Genomic DNA, 14,092 nt, shown 5'->3' on the forward strand with positions numbered 1-14,092 from the left:
ATTAATGGTGGTCGTTATGCCAAACCCTTTTTTTGTTTTCTTAAAGAAAAAACATGTCGTTAAAAAATTTACTTCATATCAAAATACAGAACAAACTAGAGAGCTTCAATTGCTTGTTGCGTCTGGTAATAAAGCACAATATAGAAAAAGAGAACAAGAGCTTAATGAAGAAGGGTATAAGTTTAGATTAACCAAAGGGACTGTTTATGAAATTAGGGATGAAGGTGAAACAATAGAGGTTCGCGTTGCAGTCCAGGTTAAAGGATTCAGTTTAAATTGGTACTTTTGGGCTCCAGATGGATTGGATCAATACCCTCAGGATTTCAGAGATAAATTATATAATGCTGCGGCAGCGGCTCATAAAGAAGTTGAAGATGGATGCGATTTATATCTGAGAGGCAGTGACGATCTCCATGGTAAGTTAATGCATCATCTACCTTTAGAGTTTGGTCATAATCACAATCATTACCGGCTAAAGAACAATAAATCATATACCCCTAAAGACTTTAATCAACATATGGTTGCTCTTGCCAAAACTGAAATTTATCAAGAGTTTTTTGAAGAGGGTGAAATTGAAGAGCTTTGTAAAAGGTTTGAACATTTTTACAAGGAATGGGTTACAAAAGCAGATGATATGCCCTCGCCTGAAGAGCAATATCTTAGCTCTCCATCACAAAAACTGGAATTAGAAGATGTGATTGAATTGGAGCTATTTGCCCACCAACAGGAACCTTGTCGAATTAACATGACGGAACTAAAAGTAGATTATCAAGCAGCCAGAAGGGAAATAGAGAGGATTGTTAGAGAAGGTCTAACAACAGAAAGCCTAAGTGCATTACTAGAGAAAGTGGATAATGAATATAATGAATATGTGGCGTTCAGAAAACAAGGTGGAAGCAGAGGGCTCACTCCTGAAATAACTGACGTGAGTAAAATTAAAGGAACACGATATCTAATGAAAACGCCGGGTATGGGAAGGGATGATAAACTGAAAAAAGAACTCCCCGACGTTCCAGGTTGGGCGCACAGTGTTCAATCTGCCATAGCGAAAGCAAGAGCATTTATGCTTGAGGATGCAAGAAAAAGATTGGCTGATACTGAAAAATCTGGTGAGGAAGCACTGAGTACGCATGGAGATTCTTCTGTTTTTGACCCTTCCAAAGAAGAATTACTTGTTTCTGCACGGCCTGTTGTAGTCTCCTCGGATATTGAAGCAGCTGAAGGGAAGAAAGCAGGTGCATCTGCTGTTCTTGACCCTTTGAAAAAAGAATCAGGCGTTTCTGAAGGACCTGTTGTAACCGCTTTGAGTTTATCTGAAACAACTACGGAACCGAAAAAAAACCAGTCGGAAGTGGCGTTGAGTCAGCATAGCGCCTCTACTTTACTTGGTTTGTTACAAAGAGAAAACACAAGTACACAGATGAAAGGTCCTGTCAGTACTAACAGTTTAAATGCATGATGCTAATTACATTGAGGAAATAGAAATGTGTAGGCTTTTTCAGGAAAAAAAGAAGAATGCTCAGCGAATTATTGATCGCTTTATTGAGGCTAAGACAAAAATTGACGCGTGTTGTAACACGCTGAATGTGTTGCTAAATGAGCTCCATATGGTAAAGGAAAAACAAGAATTCGATAATGTTGTTCAATTGATAATCAACGAAGAAAAAAAAGTGCATCAGTTCTTATTGGTGCTTGCAGAAGAAACAGATAAAGATACTATGTCAAAAGTGAGGGCATACATGGATGGTCTTCCTAATTTCAAAAATGTAATGACTTTATTGAATTATACTGAGATTGCCACAAAAAATATTACCGACAAAAAGGAATTATTAAGCTTTCAGGAAGCATCCTCTAATCTAAATGAGGCTCAACAAATAGAATTATCAATTTTTATTAAGAAATTAAAAGAGCTTAAATCTATTGCAGAGATACTTATAAATCAAAAAGAGCATTTTAAAGAGAATCTGCAAGAAGCTACCTCACTAGATACTATTGATGAAATAGAAGATGAAATCATCAATAGAAGTAGCCTAATTAACGACGTTTTAGAGCGATTACTGCCTTATCCAGAGGACGAGTTAGTGTGCGAACAAATCATTGAGATTCTGAAAGGAAACAGATATTTTCTCGCTATATTGGAAGCATTCAATTTACATGAGTCATTAATGGACGATATATTAAATGCAAGAGCTACATTAATTGCTATGAGTGAGCCCTTTTCTATAGGTGGCTAGCAAGTTGCATTAAGTAAGTGATTGCAATGCGGGCATGAGGCCCTTTATCTGTCCTTTCTAAAAGGAATCTTAACCTGGGGCGATGCGAACCCAGGTTAGCGTATATGCTTTGCTTATTAGGAATGTTTGTATTTTTCGAGCTACATTTATGCCAAACCAGACAAGGAGATATTAACTTGGGAGCTTGAGCTATTACGGTTAATTCCAGATAAACTCAAAGTGGATTTTGTAAGTAGTATATGAGGTGCATAAAAAGATATCGAACTGGCAAGCGACCAGTCCGAAATTTATGTATTGAAAGGTTAAGCGGTCATTGCCTTAAGACGGGCTACCAGACGGCTTTTAATCCGAGAAGCTTTATTCTTATGAATTAAACCTTTTCCAGCAGCCTTATCAATAATTGGTTGTGCTTTGGTGTAGGCAGCATGAGCGGCTTCTTTATCACCTGATTCAACAGATTTAATTACATTTTTGATGTAAGTGCGGAACATAGAACGTGCACTGGCGTTATGTTGACGTAATTTCACGTTTTGGCGAGCACGTTTGATTGCTGATTTAATATTTGCCACTTAAAAATCTCCACTCATTCAGACGGTACAAAAAGATGATGATCATGCACAATGAGTTAGAATTTGTCAATAGAAACTTCTTTGTTTCTAAAGTATAAATTGATTATTTCAATTGCTTTGTGTATAATTTATGCCCAATAGTATTGGGGGAATAGGATATCTACCCGGTTTAAGTTATTTCAATGCATAGACTTGTCTTCTGTTATTTAAGATTATGACAGCCGATTTATTTAGGTTATTATAAAGTATTTTACTTTGTGCATAAAAATTATGTCAGCAACCGATTCAGAGATTATGGTACCTAAACGGCAGAGTTTATTGCGTTCAACAACACTGGTTTCAGTAATGACCTTTATTTCACGTATTGTAGGTTTTTTGCGTGATATGGTCCTTGCGAATTTTTTTGGTGCCCAAGCAGGTATGGATGCCTTTTTTGTAGCATTTCGCATTCCTAATTTCATGCGTCGACTCTTTGCTGAAGGAGCATTTGCTCAAGCTTTTGTACCTGTACTGGCCGAATATCAAAAAACACGCACCCCAAATGATGTACGAGTTTTTATTGCACGTATTGCTGGATATTTGGGTTCTATTCTTAGTGTTGTTACTTTAATCGGGATGTTTGCTGCACCTGTGATCATCTTTTTATTTGCCCCTGGTTTTAGTCATGATAGTAGTCGTGCTGTATTGGCTACAGAAATGCTGCGCATTACTTTTCCTTTTTTAATGTTGGTTTCGTTGACTGCTATGGCTGGGGCTGTATTAAATACCTATGGCTATTTTGCAATCCCTGCGTTTACACCAGTATTACTGAATATTAGTATGATTCTGGCTGCAATCTATTTATGCCCTCAATTACCCAAGCCCGTAGTCGGTTTAGCTTGGGGGGTTCTTATTGCTGGTATTGTGCAGTTGCTTTTTCAAATTCCTTTTTTGCATCAACGGAAGTTATTGGTAAAACCTCAGTTGGTTAGAAATGACGCTGGAGTGAATAAAGTGCTTAAGCTAATGATTCCGGCTTTATTCGGCGTCTCTATTGCTCAACTTAATTTAATGGTTGACAGTATTTTTGCTTCCTTTTTAAAAATTGGTAGTGTCTCTTGGTTGTATTACACAGACCGTCTTACAGATTTCCCATTAGGAGTTTTTGGCGTAGCGATTGCAACAGTTATTCTTCCACATTTATCCCGAAGGCATGCCGAACAGAGTATAAGCCAATACTCAACTGCATTGGATTGGGGATTACGTTCTATTTTACTTATAGGAGTTCCTGCGGGTTTAGGATTGTGCTTGTTTGCTATGCCTTTAATTGCAAGTTGCTTTGCTTATGGCAAGTTCACTGTCTACGATGTGATTCAGACGCAAAAAAGCCTCATTACTCTTGGAGCTGGTGTACCTGCTTTTATGATGGTCAAAGTATTGGCTTCTGGGTTTTATGCACGACAAGATATCAGTACCCCAGTTAAGGTGGGGGCGATTTCTATGGTGATTAATACGTTGTTGTGTTTTCTTTTCGTTGGGCATTTTGCTCATGCGGGTCTGACTTTGGCTTCAGCATTGGCAGGTTATGTCAATTGCGGGACTTTATTATTTTTACTCATTAAGCGAGGGGTATTCAAACCTTCACCTGGATGGATAAAATACAGCATACAGTTATTCTTTGCTAACTCAGCAATCAGCATTTATTTAATTCTCATGAATGACACTATAAGTTATTGGCTCAGTTTTTCTCCAGGTATGCGCTTAGGCTTATTATCTATTCACGTATCCGCTGCTGTAATCATTTATTTATTAGTCCTGGGATTAACCGGACTTAGACCTACTCATTTTCGAGGCCAAGTGAAGGAATAAAAATATGCAAGCAAAATTATTTTATGAAACTCAGAGCGACAGAGCTATTCCTCTTTATTTGATTTCACAAAGCCAATGGGAAGAGGGAATAAGCATACTGACTCCAGCAGAACAAAATTGTCTTGACTTGCATCAGTTTAAAGGAAAATTAGGTGACTCTTGTTTTATTCAGAATGCTGATGGATTAATTGATAAAGTTTATGTCGGTACAGGCGATGGGAATCAGGTTCAAGCTTTAGCCAATGCAGCATTATTACTTCCTCCTAATACTTATCAGGTCCAAGGTACTTGTACTCAGGAAGCAACAATGGCTTGGGCTTTGGCGCAATATCGATTTGAAGCATATAAAAAACAAGATCGGCAACCTCGGCTTTTAATGATTCATCCGGATGATTTAAATCCTCTTTTGGCATTAACCGAAGCTCAATTTTTGGTGAGGGATTTAATTAACACACCAACAAATGCTTTAGGCCCCAGAGAATTGGCTGAAGTAGTGGAGCAATTAGCTAAAACACATAAAGCACAATTCAGGCAATGGGTGGGTGATGAATTACTAGAAGATAATTTTCCAGCAATTCATGCAGTGGGTCGTGCTGCCAAATCAGCGCCTCGCCTGCTGTCATTAACTTGGGGGGATGAGAAAAACCCTCATATTACTCTGGTAGGAAAAGGCGTTTGTTTTGATAGCGGAGGCCTGGATATTAAATCGGCATCGGGTATGCGTTTAATGAAAAAAGATATGGGGGGCGCAGCACATGTAATTGGCCTTGCACAATGGATTATGACTCGCAATTTGCCCATACGTTTACAGATGCTTATTCCTGCGGTTGAAAACTCTATAGGGCCTGAGGCATTTAGACCAGGTGATGTCCTAACAATGCGAAATGGCTTAACAGTGGAGGTGCATAATACAGACGCAGAAGGACGCTTGGTCTTGGCTGATGCTTTGGTCAAGGCGTGTGAGGAGCAGCCTGAACTGCTCATTGATTTTGCGACTTTAACTGGAGCTGCTCGAGTTTCAGTAGGTGCTGAAATTGCTGCTCTGTTTACTAATAATGATCAATTGGCAACAGAAGTGGTGGCAGCATCGCATAAAGCAGCCGATCCCATCTGGCGTTTACCTTTATTTGCTGCTTATGAAGAATTACTTCGTTCAAGTGTTGCTGATTTGACTAATTCCAGTGATCATCCCTATGCAGGAGCAATTGTTGCGGGATTATTTCTTCAACGTTTCGTAACGAAATCGATATCATGGATGCATTTTGATATTATGGCTTGGAATTTAAGCAGCAGACCTGGAAAGCCTGAGGGAGGCGAAGCGATGGGATTGCGTGCGGTTGCAGCATATTTGCTAAAGGTTTATGGGTAATAAAAATGTGGTATTTAAAAAGGAGATTTTGATGTTAATAACGTTTCATACAGATGCCTATGAGAATATTACTTATTTTGGAGATATAGCTAAGCGTCTACTTTCTTTAATGGGGCATAGTGGCACCGTTCCTGGAGCGATTAAATCCGAACATCTCCCCGAAGCATTGGAGAGGTTGCAGACTGGTCTTAGAAAAGAAAAAAAAATTGTTGGGGATGATGAAGACAACGAACAGGAAATTAGCCTTGCAAAACGTGCTGTTCCGTTAATCAGTTTACTACAAGCTGCAATAAAAAAAGAGAAAGATGTCCTTTGGGATTAAGACATTATTTTTGACCCTGGGTGTCGCGTAGCGAAACCCAGGATTTCTAGGTATGAATAAATTTTCTTAATCCCGGGGTTCGCTATGCTGCACGCAAGACCAAGCTACAATTTGATATTTGAATCAGATAATTGGCATTATTTCATATCAATCTGATGCGTATGCAACTCACAACCTTTTGCTCTATAGTCTCTGTAATGTACGCGGCTTTGTTCTTTCTCAGTTTCTTCATTGATTACTAATTCCATAATACGTTTAAATCTGGTGTAAAAAGACGGAATAGAATGGGAAAGATTTAACAAAATATCATTAAATCCTCTGGGCTCGTGTTCATAACCAATTTGTATTGGGGGAGGAGGTTCAGGTCCCTCACCTTGTAAGTTATGAGGGATAAAACTATCTTCTTTGAAGGTCCATAAAAGCTCATCCAGTAGTTCAGCATCCTGTTTATTATTGCATAAGACATAAACTTTATGTCCTTTAGCATAAGCTTTTTCCAAAAGGCGACACGCGATCAGCCAACGTGCGTCGCTCTGATCGCTTGCTAATAAATAAAAATCAACGCGAATTGTGGGCATGGCGTATTATCTGAGTAAGTAAGGGAACAGGTCTACCCGTAGCATTACGATTTTTACCAAAAACCCAGGCTGTACCTGCAATATCCAAATGCGCCCAACGATACTTTTCGGTAAAGCGAGACAGGAAACACGCAGCAGTAACACTACTTGCAGTGCGATCAAAATCTGCGTTGATCATATCTGCTAATGGGCTATCAAGAGCATCCTGGTATTCATCATCTAAAGGCATACGCCAGACTCTATCATTGCTTTCTTTAGCCGCATTCTCAATTAGCTGTGCTAACTCCTCATCTTGAGTCATGTAACCGGATGCTACAGTTCCTAAAGCGACAATAATCCCACCAGTAAGTGTCGCGACATCGATGACAAACTCGGGTTGATATCGTTCTGCATAAGTGAGCGCATCAGCTAAAACCAGACGGCCTTCTGCATCGGTATTAATAATTTCGACGGTTTGTCCTGACATACTGGTGACAATATCTCCCGATTTTACTGAGCTGCCGCTCACCATATTTTCGGCACTGGCGATTAAACCTATAACATTGATAGGAAGCTTTAACAAAGCGCAGGCTTTTAAAGTACCTAATACACTGGCAGCACCAGACATATCATATTTCATTTCATCCATTGCATTTGCTGGTTTGATGGATAGCCCACCTGAATCAAAAGTAATTCCTTTACCCACCAAAATGATTGGAGGTAAATTACCAGCTCCTTTGTAATGGATGTCTATGAGTCTTGGTGGCTGGGCTGAACCTTGCGCAACTGCTAATAAAGTCTCCATACCCATTTTGCGCATTTCATCGGGGCCCATCACTTTACAACTCATGTGCTGTGTGAATTCTTTGGCTAGCTGAATTGCTTGTTCGCCTAAATAAGTAGGGGTACAGATATTGGCCGGCATATTAGCCAGATTGCGGGTCAATTCAACGCCTGCTGCAATTGCTTGGCCTGATTTTAAGCCTTCTTCACTGGCATTGGGCAAATAAAAAGTTATTGTTTCCAATTGATGCGGTTTTGCTTTTTTCTTTTTAAAATCCAGTAATTGATAGCATTGGTTATCTATTCGGGTAACCATTTGCTCCAATTGCCAATCCGCAGAATATTGAGTGATTAACGGCAAACATACTGTTGCAGTTCGGATGCGGTGTTTAATTAATGCCCCCGTAATCTCAACTAGTCTTTTTTTTAGCTGGGAAGGAGTAAATTTTGCTTGTTCGCCACATTGGATGATGAATATACTGCCATGCATATCATGATGCCATTGCATATCGCCAGCTTCGGAGGTTTTCTTAATAAGCATACTGATTAGACCATGTTGCTCCTTATCCAGAGCTAAAGCAAAATCGGCTAACTCAGCATCAGAAAATACACCAAGAACAAGGCATTCACTAGTTGATAAAGTGGGTTTGTGCGTTAATCCGTAATTCATTTTAATGATTCCTAACATTTGGATAGCCGTGGGGAAGGTTATAATCCCAGGGATTTCGTTATAATTTAACCTAGGCCTGGAACCCGCTTTTTCCAGACGGCATTTGACTGTAGTTTACCCAAATTAAGTCTGATTTGAAACAGACATTTCACAGTCTGTTAATGGAATCTTGGGTACCACGATTTGGATATTGATGCCTTTAATGGTAGGGCTGCTCTGCGCTTTCTCAAGATACTCAATCAACGGCACATCAACTACTTTGCCATATTCTGAAGAAGCCTCGCGAAAATACAATTGACCATTATTTCTAATTGCAAAGCCTAAATGTGAAATATTTAGTGCAGTGCCAATTTTTTGACTTAGATCCCAGTTTGGTCTAACGATTTCAATAATTGCGCCATGAGGAATTTGTGCAAATAAATGCATATTTGGTTTATTTTCAGAAAATAATGCAGTGAAAGGCAGATAAGGAACTTTCTCTGTGGCGACTTCTAATTTAGCCCCTTTTCTTTTTAATTCGGTCAGTCGTTTCTCTTCTTTCTCTTTATCCGCGCTTTGCAATCTAATTGTTTCTAGACTTTTAAAGGCATACCAATTGGGTTTATTAATGACCGCGTCAGCAATTTTGGCTACTGGTTGATTATTTTGATCTTTAATACTTAGCGTAATGTCTTTCAGTATTCCGCTGCGCTGATTATTTTGATTCCAGTCTAAGCCAGTAAAATGATTTCGATATAAGTAAGAGACCGCTCCGTTTTTATAACGTATCTTATCGATACATTGTTGAAAGGATGCAAGGGAATTTGCCACAGCTAAAGACAAAACGGTGTCAACATACGTCTCACAGTCGAACCCATCTACACGGTATCTGGGAAATTGGTCATATCGCGCTGTTGCGCCTTCCCCAAGGGAGCCAAGAATGTAAGGTAGGCCTAAAAATTGACTGCTTATCCAATCGATTCTGTCTGGCATGGAACTATTCGGCATGCTGCTTAGACTATGGTATAGTTTCTCTATTGAGGAATTAGCCTGTTTTTGAGTACTATTTGAATCAAAAGCATTACTTTGAAAAGAAACGAGAAGACAGGTTGTAAAAATCAGATGTTTTAAGGGAGTAAGTGTGTACTTCATCGGTTTTCTCTATCTAAAGCCAAAAAATAACTCTATTTTAACCTGTTCCAAAGTATGGAGGCAAGAATGCTCAATCTGATTTGGCTAGGGATGATACTGATTTCTGTAATAGTTGGGGTGATTGAGGGACGTATTGATGAGGTTGCACGTTCGGTCACTGAATCAGCCAAGCTTGGTTTTGATATCGCCCTCGGTTTAGCAGGAATTATGACATTATGGCTCGGAATAATGTCTATAGCGAATGAATCAGGTTTGGTTAACTTACTCGGAAAAGCGCTTAGGCCGATTTTAAAACGACTATTTCCTGATATTCCTACTGAACATCCTGCAATGGGGGCAATAACTCTGAATCTTGCCGCCAATATGCTGGGGCTTGCTAACGCAGCAACCCCATTTGGGCTGCAAGCGATGAAAGAGCTGCAAGCGTTAAATCAACATGCCAAAATTGCAACGAACTCCATGTGTACTTTTCTGGCAATTAATACTTCGAGCGTGCAATTGATTCCTGCTACTGCTATCGCCTATCTGGCGGCAAATGGCAGCAGCAATCCCAGTAGTGTTATAGTCAGTTCCATGATCGCGACAATCATTTCTACATTGGTTGCCATTATTTCTGTGAAACAGTTAGAAAAATTACCAACGTTTCGCGTTGGAAGGAAAGACAGCCTATGAACGGATTTGCCAATCAATTGTCCAATTGGATGCTTTTAATTTTTATCGTGGGTATTCCTCTATATGCTGCAATAAAAAAAATTAATGTGTTTGATGCGTTTATTGTGGGTGCAAAACAAGGTTTTGATACAATTTTGAATATTGTTCCCTACTTAATTGCAATGATCGTTGCTATAGGTATGCTGCGTGCGTCGGGTTTTTTTAGTTTATTAGCCAATCTTCTTGCCCCGCTTCTAGCCATGATTGGCATGCCTCCAGAAGTTTTACCATTGGCATTAATTCGACCCTTTTCAGGAAGTGCTTCAACAGGAATGATGGCGGAGTTGATTCATCAATATGGCGGTGATTCACTCATTGCCAAGATTGCAGCAACGATGATGGGAAGTACTGAAACAACATTTTACGTTATTGCCGTTTATTTTGGTTCCATAGGAATTAGGCGTACACGACATGCTATTCCTGCAGGTTTACTCGCAGATCTTGCTGGAGTTATTGCTGCAGTAATTGTTTGTCGTTATTTATTCGAGTGATGTGAGCAATAATTATTTTTTATGCTAATGACCAAATAAGACAATTAATAAGGAAGGTATTTAATGAGAAAAGAACTGCAGGTAATGACAATAGTTTCTATAATTTTATATGGAGTAACTTCATTCGCCTATAGCATAAGAAACACCTACCCAGAAGAACTCGTATGTGTTCAGGTTAAAAAACCCCATACCACCTATAACATCCCGGCCAATGTATCTTCAGATAATTTTGATAATGCTCCTTTCTTAGCCATAAAAGTAAGTGGCAATTACAAATGTAAAACCGGAGATGGGGTATATACTTCCATCTGTTCCGTATCAGACATTCAAGAGGCAGCAACTTTCAATACGCATGATGGCTCTGCAAGTTGTTCTACCCCTGTTAAAATACGTTAGGGCGAGGATGAGTATATAGGTTATCCTGCTTTTGTTTTCTTCTTGCCCTTGTCTCCACTGGCAAGAGCTGTTTTTTCAAGTGATTTTAAACGAGCAAATATATTACGTACTTTTGCCTTGAACTGAGCCATTTCCCGCGCAGGAACAGGAGACGATGTAGGCAAATAGGTCGTTGTGGGATTCCTTGGTTGATTGTGAACATGCAGTTCGTAATGGCAATGAGGACCTGTCGCAAGACCTGTTTGGCCTACATAGCCAATTACTTGACCTCGTTTTATTCTGCTGCCTTTTGATAGACCTTTTGCGAATCGAAGCATGTGTCCATAAAGAGTGCTATAAGTTTTATCATGTTTGATTTCAATCATATTACCGTAGCCATTATGCCTGCCAATATTGGCAATAGTCCCATCACCGACTGATTGAATCGGAGTACCAATTGGGGCCGCAAGATCGATGCCTTTATGCGCTCTTTTATAATGTAATATTGGGTGATATCTGGAATTTGAAAAGGTTGAACTGATATGGCTAAATTTAATGGGATAGCGTGAAAAAGCTTTTTTAAAGCTTTCTCCTTTAGGAGTATAGTAGTCACGGGTACCATTTCTACTAATATGACGTATTGCCTGGGCTGTTTTGCCTTGATTGGTATAGCTTACAGCAACAACATCTCCGATACCTACCATTTTGTCTTCCACGTACAACGTATCATAAGCGATAGAGAAACGATCACCGCTTCGAACGGAACGTGAAAAATCGATTTCCTTGCGTAAAATCGTAGTCATTTGTTGAATTAATTTTCTGGGGATTCCTAAATTTTGGGCTGTAGTGTATAAAGACCCCTTAACCACACCACTAATATAACGCTCTTGGGTTTTTACTTTTTTGGAATCAATTTTAGTTTTATAAACTGCTCCATCCCTATAAACGGTCAGTGTTTGTATATTGTTCATCGGGATGACTAATTTCTCTAACTTATTTTTATTAATTAAAAACTTCAATTCCTGGCTTGGCTTTATTGCAGTAAGTGCTTTTGCATAAGGATTTTTTTGCATAACTAAATGTAGATTTTGCGCTGATAATCCAAGACGTTTAAAAATGGTAGCCATCGAATCACCTGATCTGGGTCTAATGGTTTGCCATTCATTGTCCTTAACGATTTTTTTGACGGGTTTTACTGTATTAATCACGTTTTCTGCAACTGTCTTGGCTGTTTCTTCAGTAAGTTCTGACGGAGACTCTTCAGAAACATGTTCCTCTTCAGTTGGATACGTACCTTCTTGATATGCCTCATCTTGATATTCCTGAGATCCATCCTCATCCAGATCAGGCAGCGTAATGGATTGGGTTGTGGGCCCTTGGTAAGGATTATGAGAGAATTTTTTTACAAGGAAATAGGGAAGCGAAAAGGCAATAGCCAAAGCAAAACCCATTAATACCTTAGATGGCTTAGATTTTTTATTTTTATTCGTTTTTCGTTTTTCGATATATATATAAGGTTTCTTATCCATCGTTTGCCTATACATTGCCACCCGGAATCATGCTATTTTGTGCATTTATTAAATTTCGGCTGACAAATTATCTTAAATCACCTTTTTAGGTATGGCAGGAAATTGCCAACCGGGCTAAGATACTCGGTGTGAGAAGATAGGTCAATCATTTATAAAGGTTTTGATGTCATGATACTCGAAGAGTCAGTATGTTCCGAGCTAGTAAGAGGCTGTGAGGAGGTACTTCCGCAGCAAGAATTGGAAAAAAAATTACAAAAAGGAACTTCTTTAAAAATAAAAGCAGGTTTTGACCCAACTGCACCTGATCTGCATTTGGGGCATACTGTATTACTTAACAAGCTAAGACAATTTCAACAATATGGACATGAGGTCATTTTTTTGATTGGTGATTTTACCGCAATGATCGGTGATCCAACTGGAAAAAACGTAACACGCTTGCCTCTTAGTCAAGAAACAGTTCTTGAAAATGCAAAAACATACCAGGAGCAAGTGTTTAAAATTTTAGATCCTCTTAAAACAAAAGTAGTATTTAACTCTCAATGGCTTGCACAATTTAGTGCTGTGGATTTAATTCGCCTGGCGGCAACACATACGGTTGCACGGATGCTAGAGCGTGATGATTTTAATAAGCGTTATACTACAGGCCAACCAATTGCAATTCATGAATTTTTATACCCTTTATTGCAGGGCTATGATTCTGTTGCACTCAAGGCAGATGTTGAACTTGGTGGTTCAGATCAGAAATTTAATTTGTTAATGGGGCGTGAATTACAAAAGCATTACGGTCTTGAGCCACAAGTAGTCATGATGACCCCGTTGATTGAGGGCTTGGACGGCGTGAAAAAAATGTCTAAGTCATTGGATAATTATATCGGTATTAATGAGCCTGCCGCAGATATGTTTGGTAAAATTATGTCAATCTCTGATGAGCTAATGTGGCGTTATATTGATTTACTTAGTTTTAAAACAGGGAAAGAAATTCAGATTTTAAAACAATCTTTAATTCAGGGAGCAAATCCTAGAGATATAAAAATTGATTTTGCTAAAGAAATCGTAGCTCGTTTTCATGATCAAGCACAAGCAGAACAAGCCCATAAAGAGTTCATAGAGCGCTTTCAGAAAGGTATTATTCCTGAAGATTTGGAAGAGCAGATTTTAACTATGGACGAACCACTTTCTGTAGTTCAGCTATTGAAGCACATGAATTTAACTCAAAGTACTTCAGAAGCAATTCGCTTAGTAAAACAAGGAGCGGTTAAGATAAATGGTGATAAGGTTGAGGACGCGGGTCTTGTATTACCTACAGGCCAAACCTATATAATACAAGTTGGCAAGCGTAGAATTGCCAAGCTGCGCTTACAATAATCAGAGTGTCATCATTTTTTTAAAAAAAATGAAAAAAGTATTTGACATACCAAGCGAAATCAGTAGAATACGCAGCACGCCTTCGGGGCGGGTTCATTAAGAATGAGAGAAGACAAACTGTGTGGGCACTTTAGAGAC

Annotated in this window: 14 protein-coding genes; 9 read left to right on the plus strand and 5 right to left on the minus strand. The window is 39.1% G+C overall.

What is annotated here, in order from left to right; translation table 11 throughout:
* Nucleotides 1–16 precede the first annotated feature (16 nt).
* On the plus strand, nt 17–1,459 hold the full coding sequence (locus Lpar_RS07440) for a hypothetical protein (RefSeq protein ID WP_058517349.1): 1,443 nt from the start codon (nt 17–19) through the stop codon (nt 1,457–1,459).
* A gap of 148 nt (nt 1,460–1,607) precedes the next feature.
* Nucleotides 1,608–2,234 (plus strand): hypothetical protein, encoded by a 627-nt coding sequence (locus tag Lpar_RS07445; protein WP_133133955.1) that lies wholly within the window; start codon nt 1,608–1,610, stop codon nt 2,232–2,234.
* Nucleotides 2,235–2,536: 302 nt separating this feature from the next.
* Here the strand turns inward: Lpar_RS07445 and rpsT are convergent, their stop codons facing one another.
* Nucleotides 2,537–2,803 (minus strand): 30S ribosomal protein S20, encoded by a 267-nt coding sequence (gene rpsT / locus Lpar_RS07450; protein ID WP_058517351.1) that lies wholly within the window; start codon nt 2,801–2,803, stop codon nt 2,537–2,539.
* 270 nt (nt 2,804–3,073) lie between these two features.
* Between rpsT and murJ the strand changes: the two genes are divergently transcribed.
* The 3 genes from murJ to Lpar_RS07465 are packed head-to-tail and all read left to right on the plus strand — an operon-like array spanning nt 3,074 to nt 6,342.
* On the plus strand, nt 3,074–4,651 hold the full coding sequence (murJ, locus tag Lpar_RS07455; RefSeq protein WP_058517352.1) for a murein biosynthesis integral membrane protein MurJ: 1,578 nt from the start codon (nt 3,074–3,076) through the stop codon (nt 4,649–4,651).
* A 4-nt stretch (nt 4,652–4,655) separates the two neighbouring features.
* Nucleotides 4,656–6,020, plus strand: coding sequence for a leucyl aminopeptidase family protein (locus tag Lpar_RS07460; RefSeq protein WP_058517353.1), 1,365 nt, complete (start codon nt 4,656–4,658; stop codon nt 6,018–6,020).
* Nucleotides 6,021–6,051: 31 nt separating this feature from the next.
* Entirely contained in the window at nt 6,052–6,342 is a 291-nt protein-coding gene (locus tag Lpar_RS07465; protein WP_058517354.1) for a DUF1840 domain-containing protein, read from the plus strand.
* A gap of 137 nt (nt 6,343–6,479) precedes the next feature.
* Here the strand turns inward: Lpar_RS07465 and Lpar_RS07470 are convergent, their stop codons facing one another.
* The 3 genes from Lpar_RS07470 to Lpar_RS07480 form a co-directional block, all read right to left on the minus strand.
* On the minus strand, nt 6,480–6,920 hold the full coding sequence (locus tag Lpar_RS07470; RefSeq protein WP_058517355.1) for a DNA polymerase III subunit chi: 441 nt from the start codon (nt 6,918–6,920) through the stop codon (nt 6,480–6,482).
* Nucleotides 6,901–8,352: a leucyl aminopeptidase gene (locus Lpar_RS07475; RefSeq protein ID WP_058517356.1), complete on the minus strand. Its 1,452-nt coding sequence runs from the start codon at nt 8,350–8,352 to the stop codon at nt 6,901–6,903. The genes Lpar_RS07470 and Lpar_RS07475 overlap by 20 nt, the downstream gene beginning before the upstream one ends.
* 123 nt (nt 8,353–8,475) lie before the next feature.
* On the minus strand, nt 8,476–9,483 hold the full coding sequence (locus tag Lpar_RS07480; RefSeq protein WP_058517357.1) for an N-acetylmuramoyl-L-alanine amidase-like domain-containing protein: 1,008 nt from the start codon (nt 9,481–9,483) through the stop codon (nt 8,476–8,478).
* 66 nt (nt 9,484–9,549) lie between these two features.
* Between Lpar_RS07480 and Lpar_RS07485 the strand changes: the two genes are divergently transcribed.
* From Lpar_RS07485 to Lpar_RS07495, 3 genes are all read left to right on the plus strand, one after another.
* Nucleotides 9,550–10,155: a nucleoside recognition domain-containing protein gene (locus Lpar_RS07485; protein WP_058517358.1), complete on the plus strand. Its 606-nt coding sequence runs from the start codon at nt 9,550–9,552 to the stop codon at nt 10,153–10,155.
* Nucleotides 10,152–10,685 (plus strand): spore maturation protein, encoded by a 534-nt coding sequence (locus Lpar_RS07490; RefSeq protein WP_058517359.1) that lies wholly within the window; start codon nt 10,152–10,154, stop codon nt 10,683–10,685. Before Lpar_RS07485 ends, Lpar_RS07490 begins: the two co-directional genes overlap by 4 nt.
* Nucleotides 10,686–10,748: 63 nt before the next feature.
* Nucleotides 10,749–11,081, plus strand: coding sequence for a hypothetical protein (locus Lpar_RS07495; protein WP_058517360.1), 333 nt, complete (start codon nt 10,749–10,751; stop codon nt 11,079–11,081).
* Nucleotides 11,082–11,101: 20 nt separating this feature from the next.
* On the opposite strand, the gene Lpar_RS07500 is transcribed toward Lpar_RS07495, so the two are convergent.
* Nucleotides 11,102–12,589, minus strand: a complete 1,488-nt coding sequence (locus Lpar_RS07500; protein WP_058517361.1) for a M23 family metallopeptidase — start codon at nt 12,587–12,589, stop codon at nt 11,102–11,104.
* A gap of 168 nt (nt 12,590–12,757) precedes the next feature.
* On the opposite strand from Lpar_RS07500, the gene tyrS reads away from it, so the two are divergent.
* Nucleotides 12,758–13,954: a tyrosine--tRNA ligase gene (gene tyrS, locus Lpar_RS07505; protein ID WP_058517362.1), complete on the plus strand. Its 1,197-nt coding sequence runs from the start codon at nt 12,758–12,760 to the stop codon at nt 13,952–13,954.
* Nucleotides 13,955–14,092 lie beyond the last annotated feature (138 nt).

The organism is Legionella parisiensis, from assembly GCF_001467945.1.
Classification (GTDB): domain Bacteria; phylum Pseudomonadota; class Gammaproteobacteria; order Legionellales; family Legionellaceae; genus Legionella; species Legionella parisiensis.

Bases quoted from the DNA above. Each gene is read 5' to 3' on its own strand.
- Lpar_RS07440 (WP_058517349.1), top strand. From the start codon at position 17: ATGCCAAACCCTTTTTTTGTTTTCTTAAAGAAAAAACATGTCGTTAAA.
- Lpar_RS07445 (WP_133133955.1), top strand. From the start codon at position 1,608: ATGGTAAAGGAAAAACAAGAATTCGATAATGTTGTTCAATTGATAATC.
- murJ (WP_058517352.1), top strand. From the start codon at position 3,074: ATGTCAGCAACCGATTCAGAGATTATGGTACCTAAACGGCAGAGTTTA.
- Lpar_RS07460 (WP_058517353.1), top strand. From the start codon at position 4,656: ATGCAAGCAAAATTATTTTATGAAACTCAGAGCGACAGAGCTATTCCT.
- Lpar_RS07465 (WP_058517354.1), top strand. From the start codon at position 6,052: ATGTTAATAACGTTTCATACAGATGCCTATGAGAATATTACTTATTTT.
- Lpar_RS07470 (WP_058517355.1), bottom strand. From the start codon at position 6,920: ATGCCCACAATTCGCGTTGATTTTTATTTATTAGCAAGCGATCAGAGC.
- Lpar_RS07475 (WP_058517356.1), bottom strand. From the start codon at position 8,352: ATGAATTACGGATTAACGCACAAACCCACTTTATCAACTAGTGAATGC.
- Lpar_RS07480 (WP_058517357.1), bottom strand. From the start codon at position 9,483: ATGAAGTACACACTTACTCCCTTAAAACATCTGATTTTTACAACCTGT.
- Lpar_RS07485 (WP_058517358.1), top strand. From the start codon at position 9,550: ATGCTCAATCTGATTTGGCTAGGGATGATACTGATTTCTGTAATAGTT.
- Lpar_RS07490 (WP_058517359.1), top strand. From the start codon at position 10,152: ATGAACGGATTTGCCAATCAATTGTCCAATTGGATGCTTTTAATTTTT.
- Lpar_RS07495 (WP_058517360.1), top strand. From the start codon at position 10,749: ATGAGAAAAGAACTGCAGGTAATGACAATAGTTTCTATAATTTTATAT.
- Lpar_RS07500 (WP_058517361.1), bottom strand. From the start codon at position 12,589: ATGGATAAGAAACCTTATATATATATCGAAAAACGAAAAACGAATAAA.
- tyrS (WP_058517362.1), top strand. From the start codon at position 12,758: ATGATACTCGAAGAGTCAGTATGTTCCGAGCTAGTAAGAGGCTGTGAG.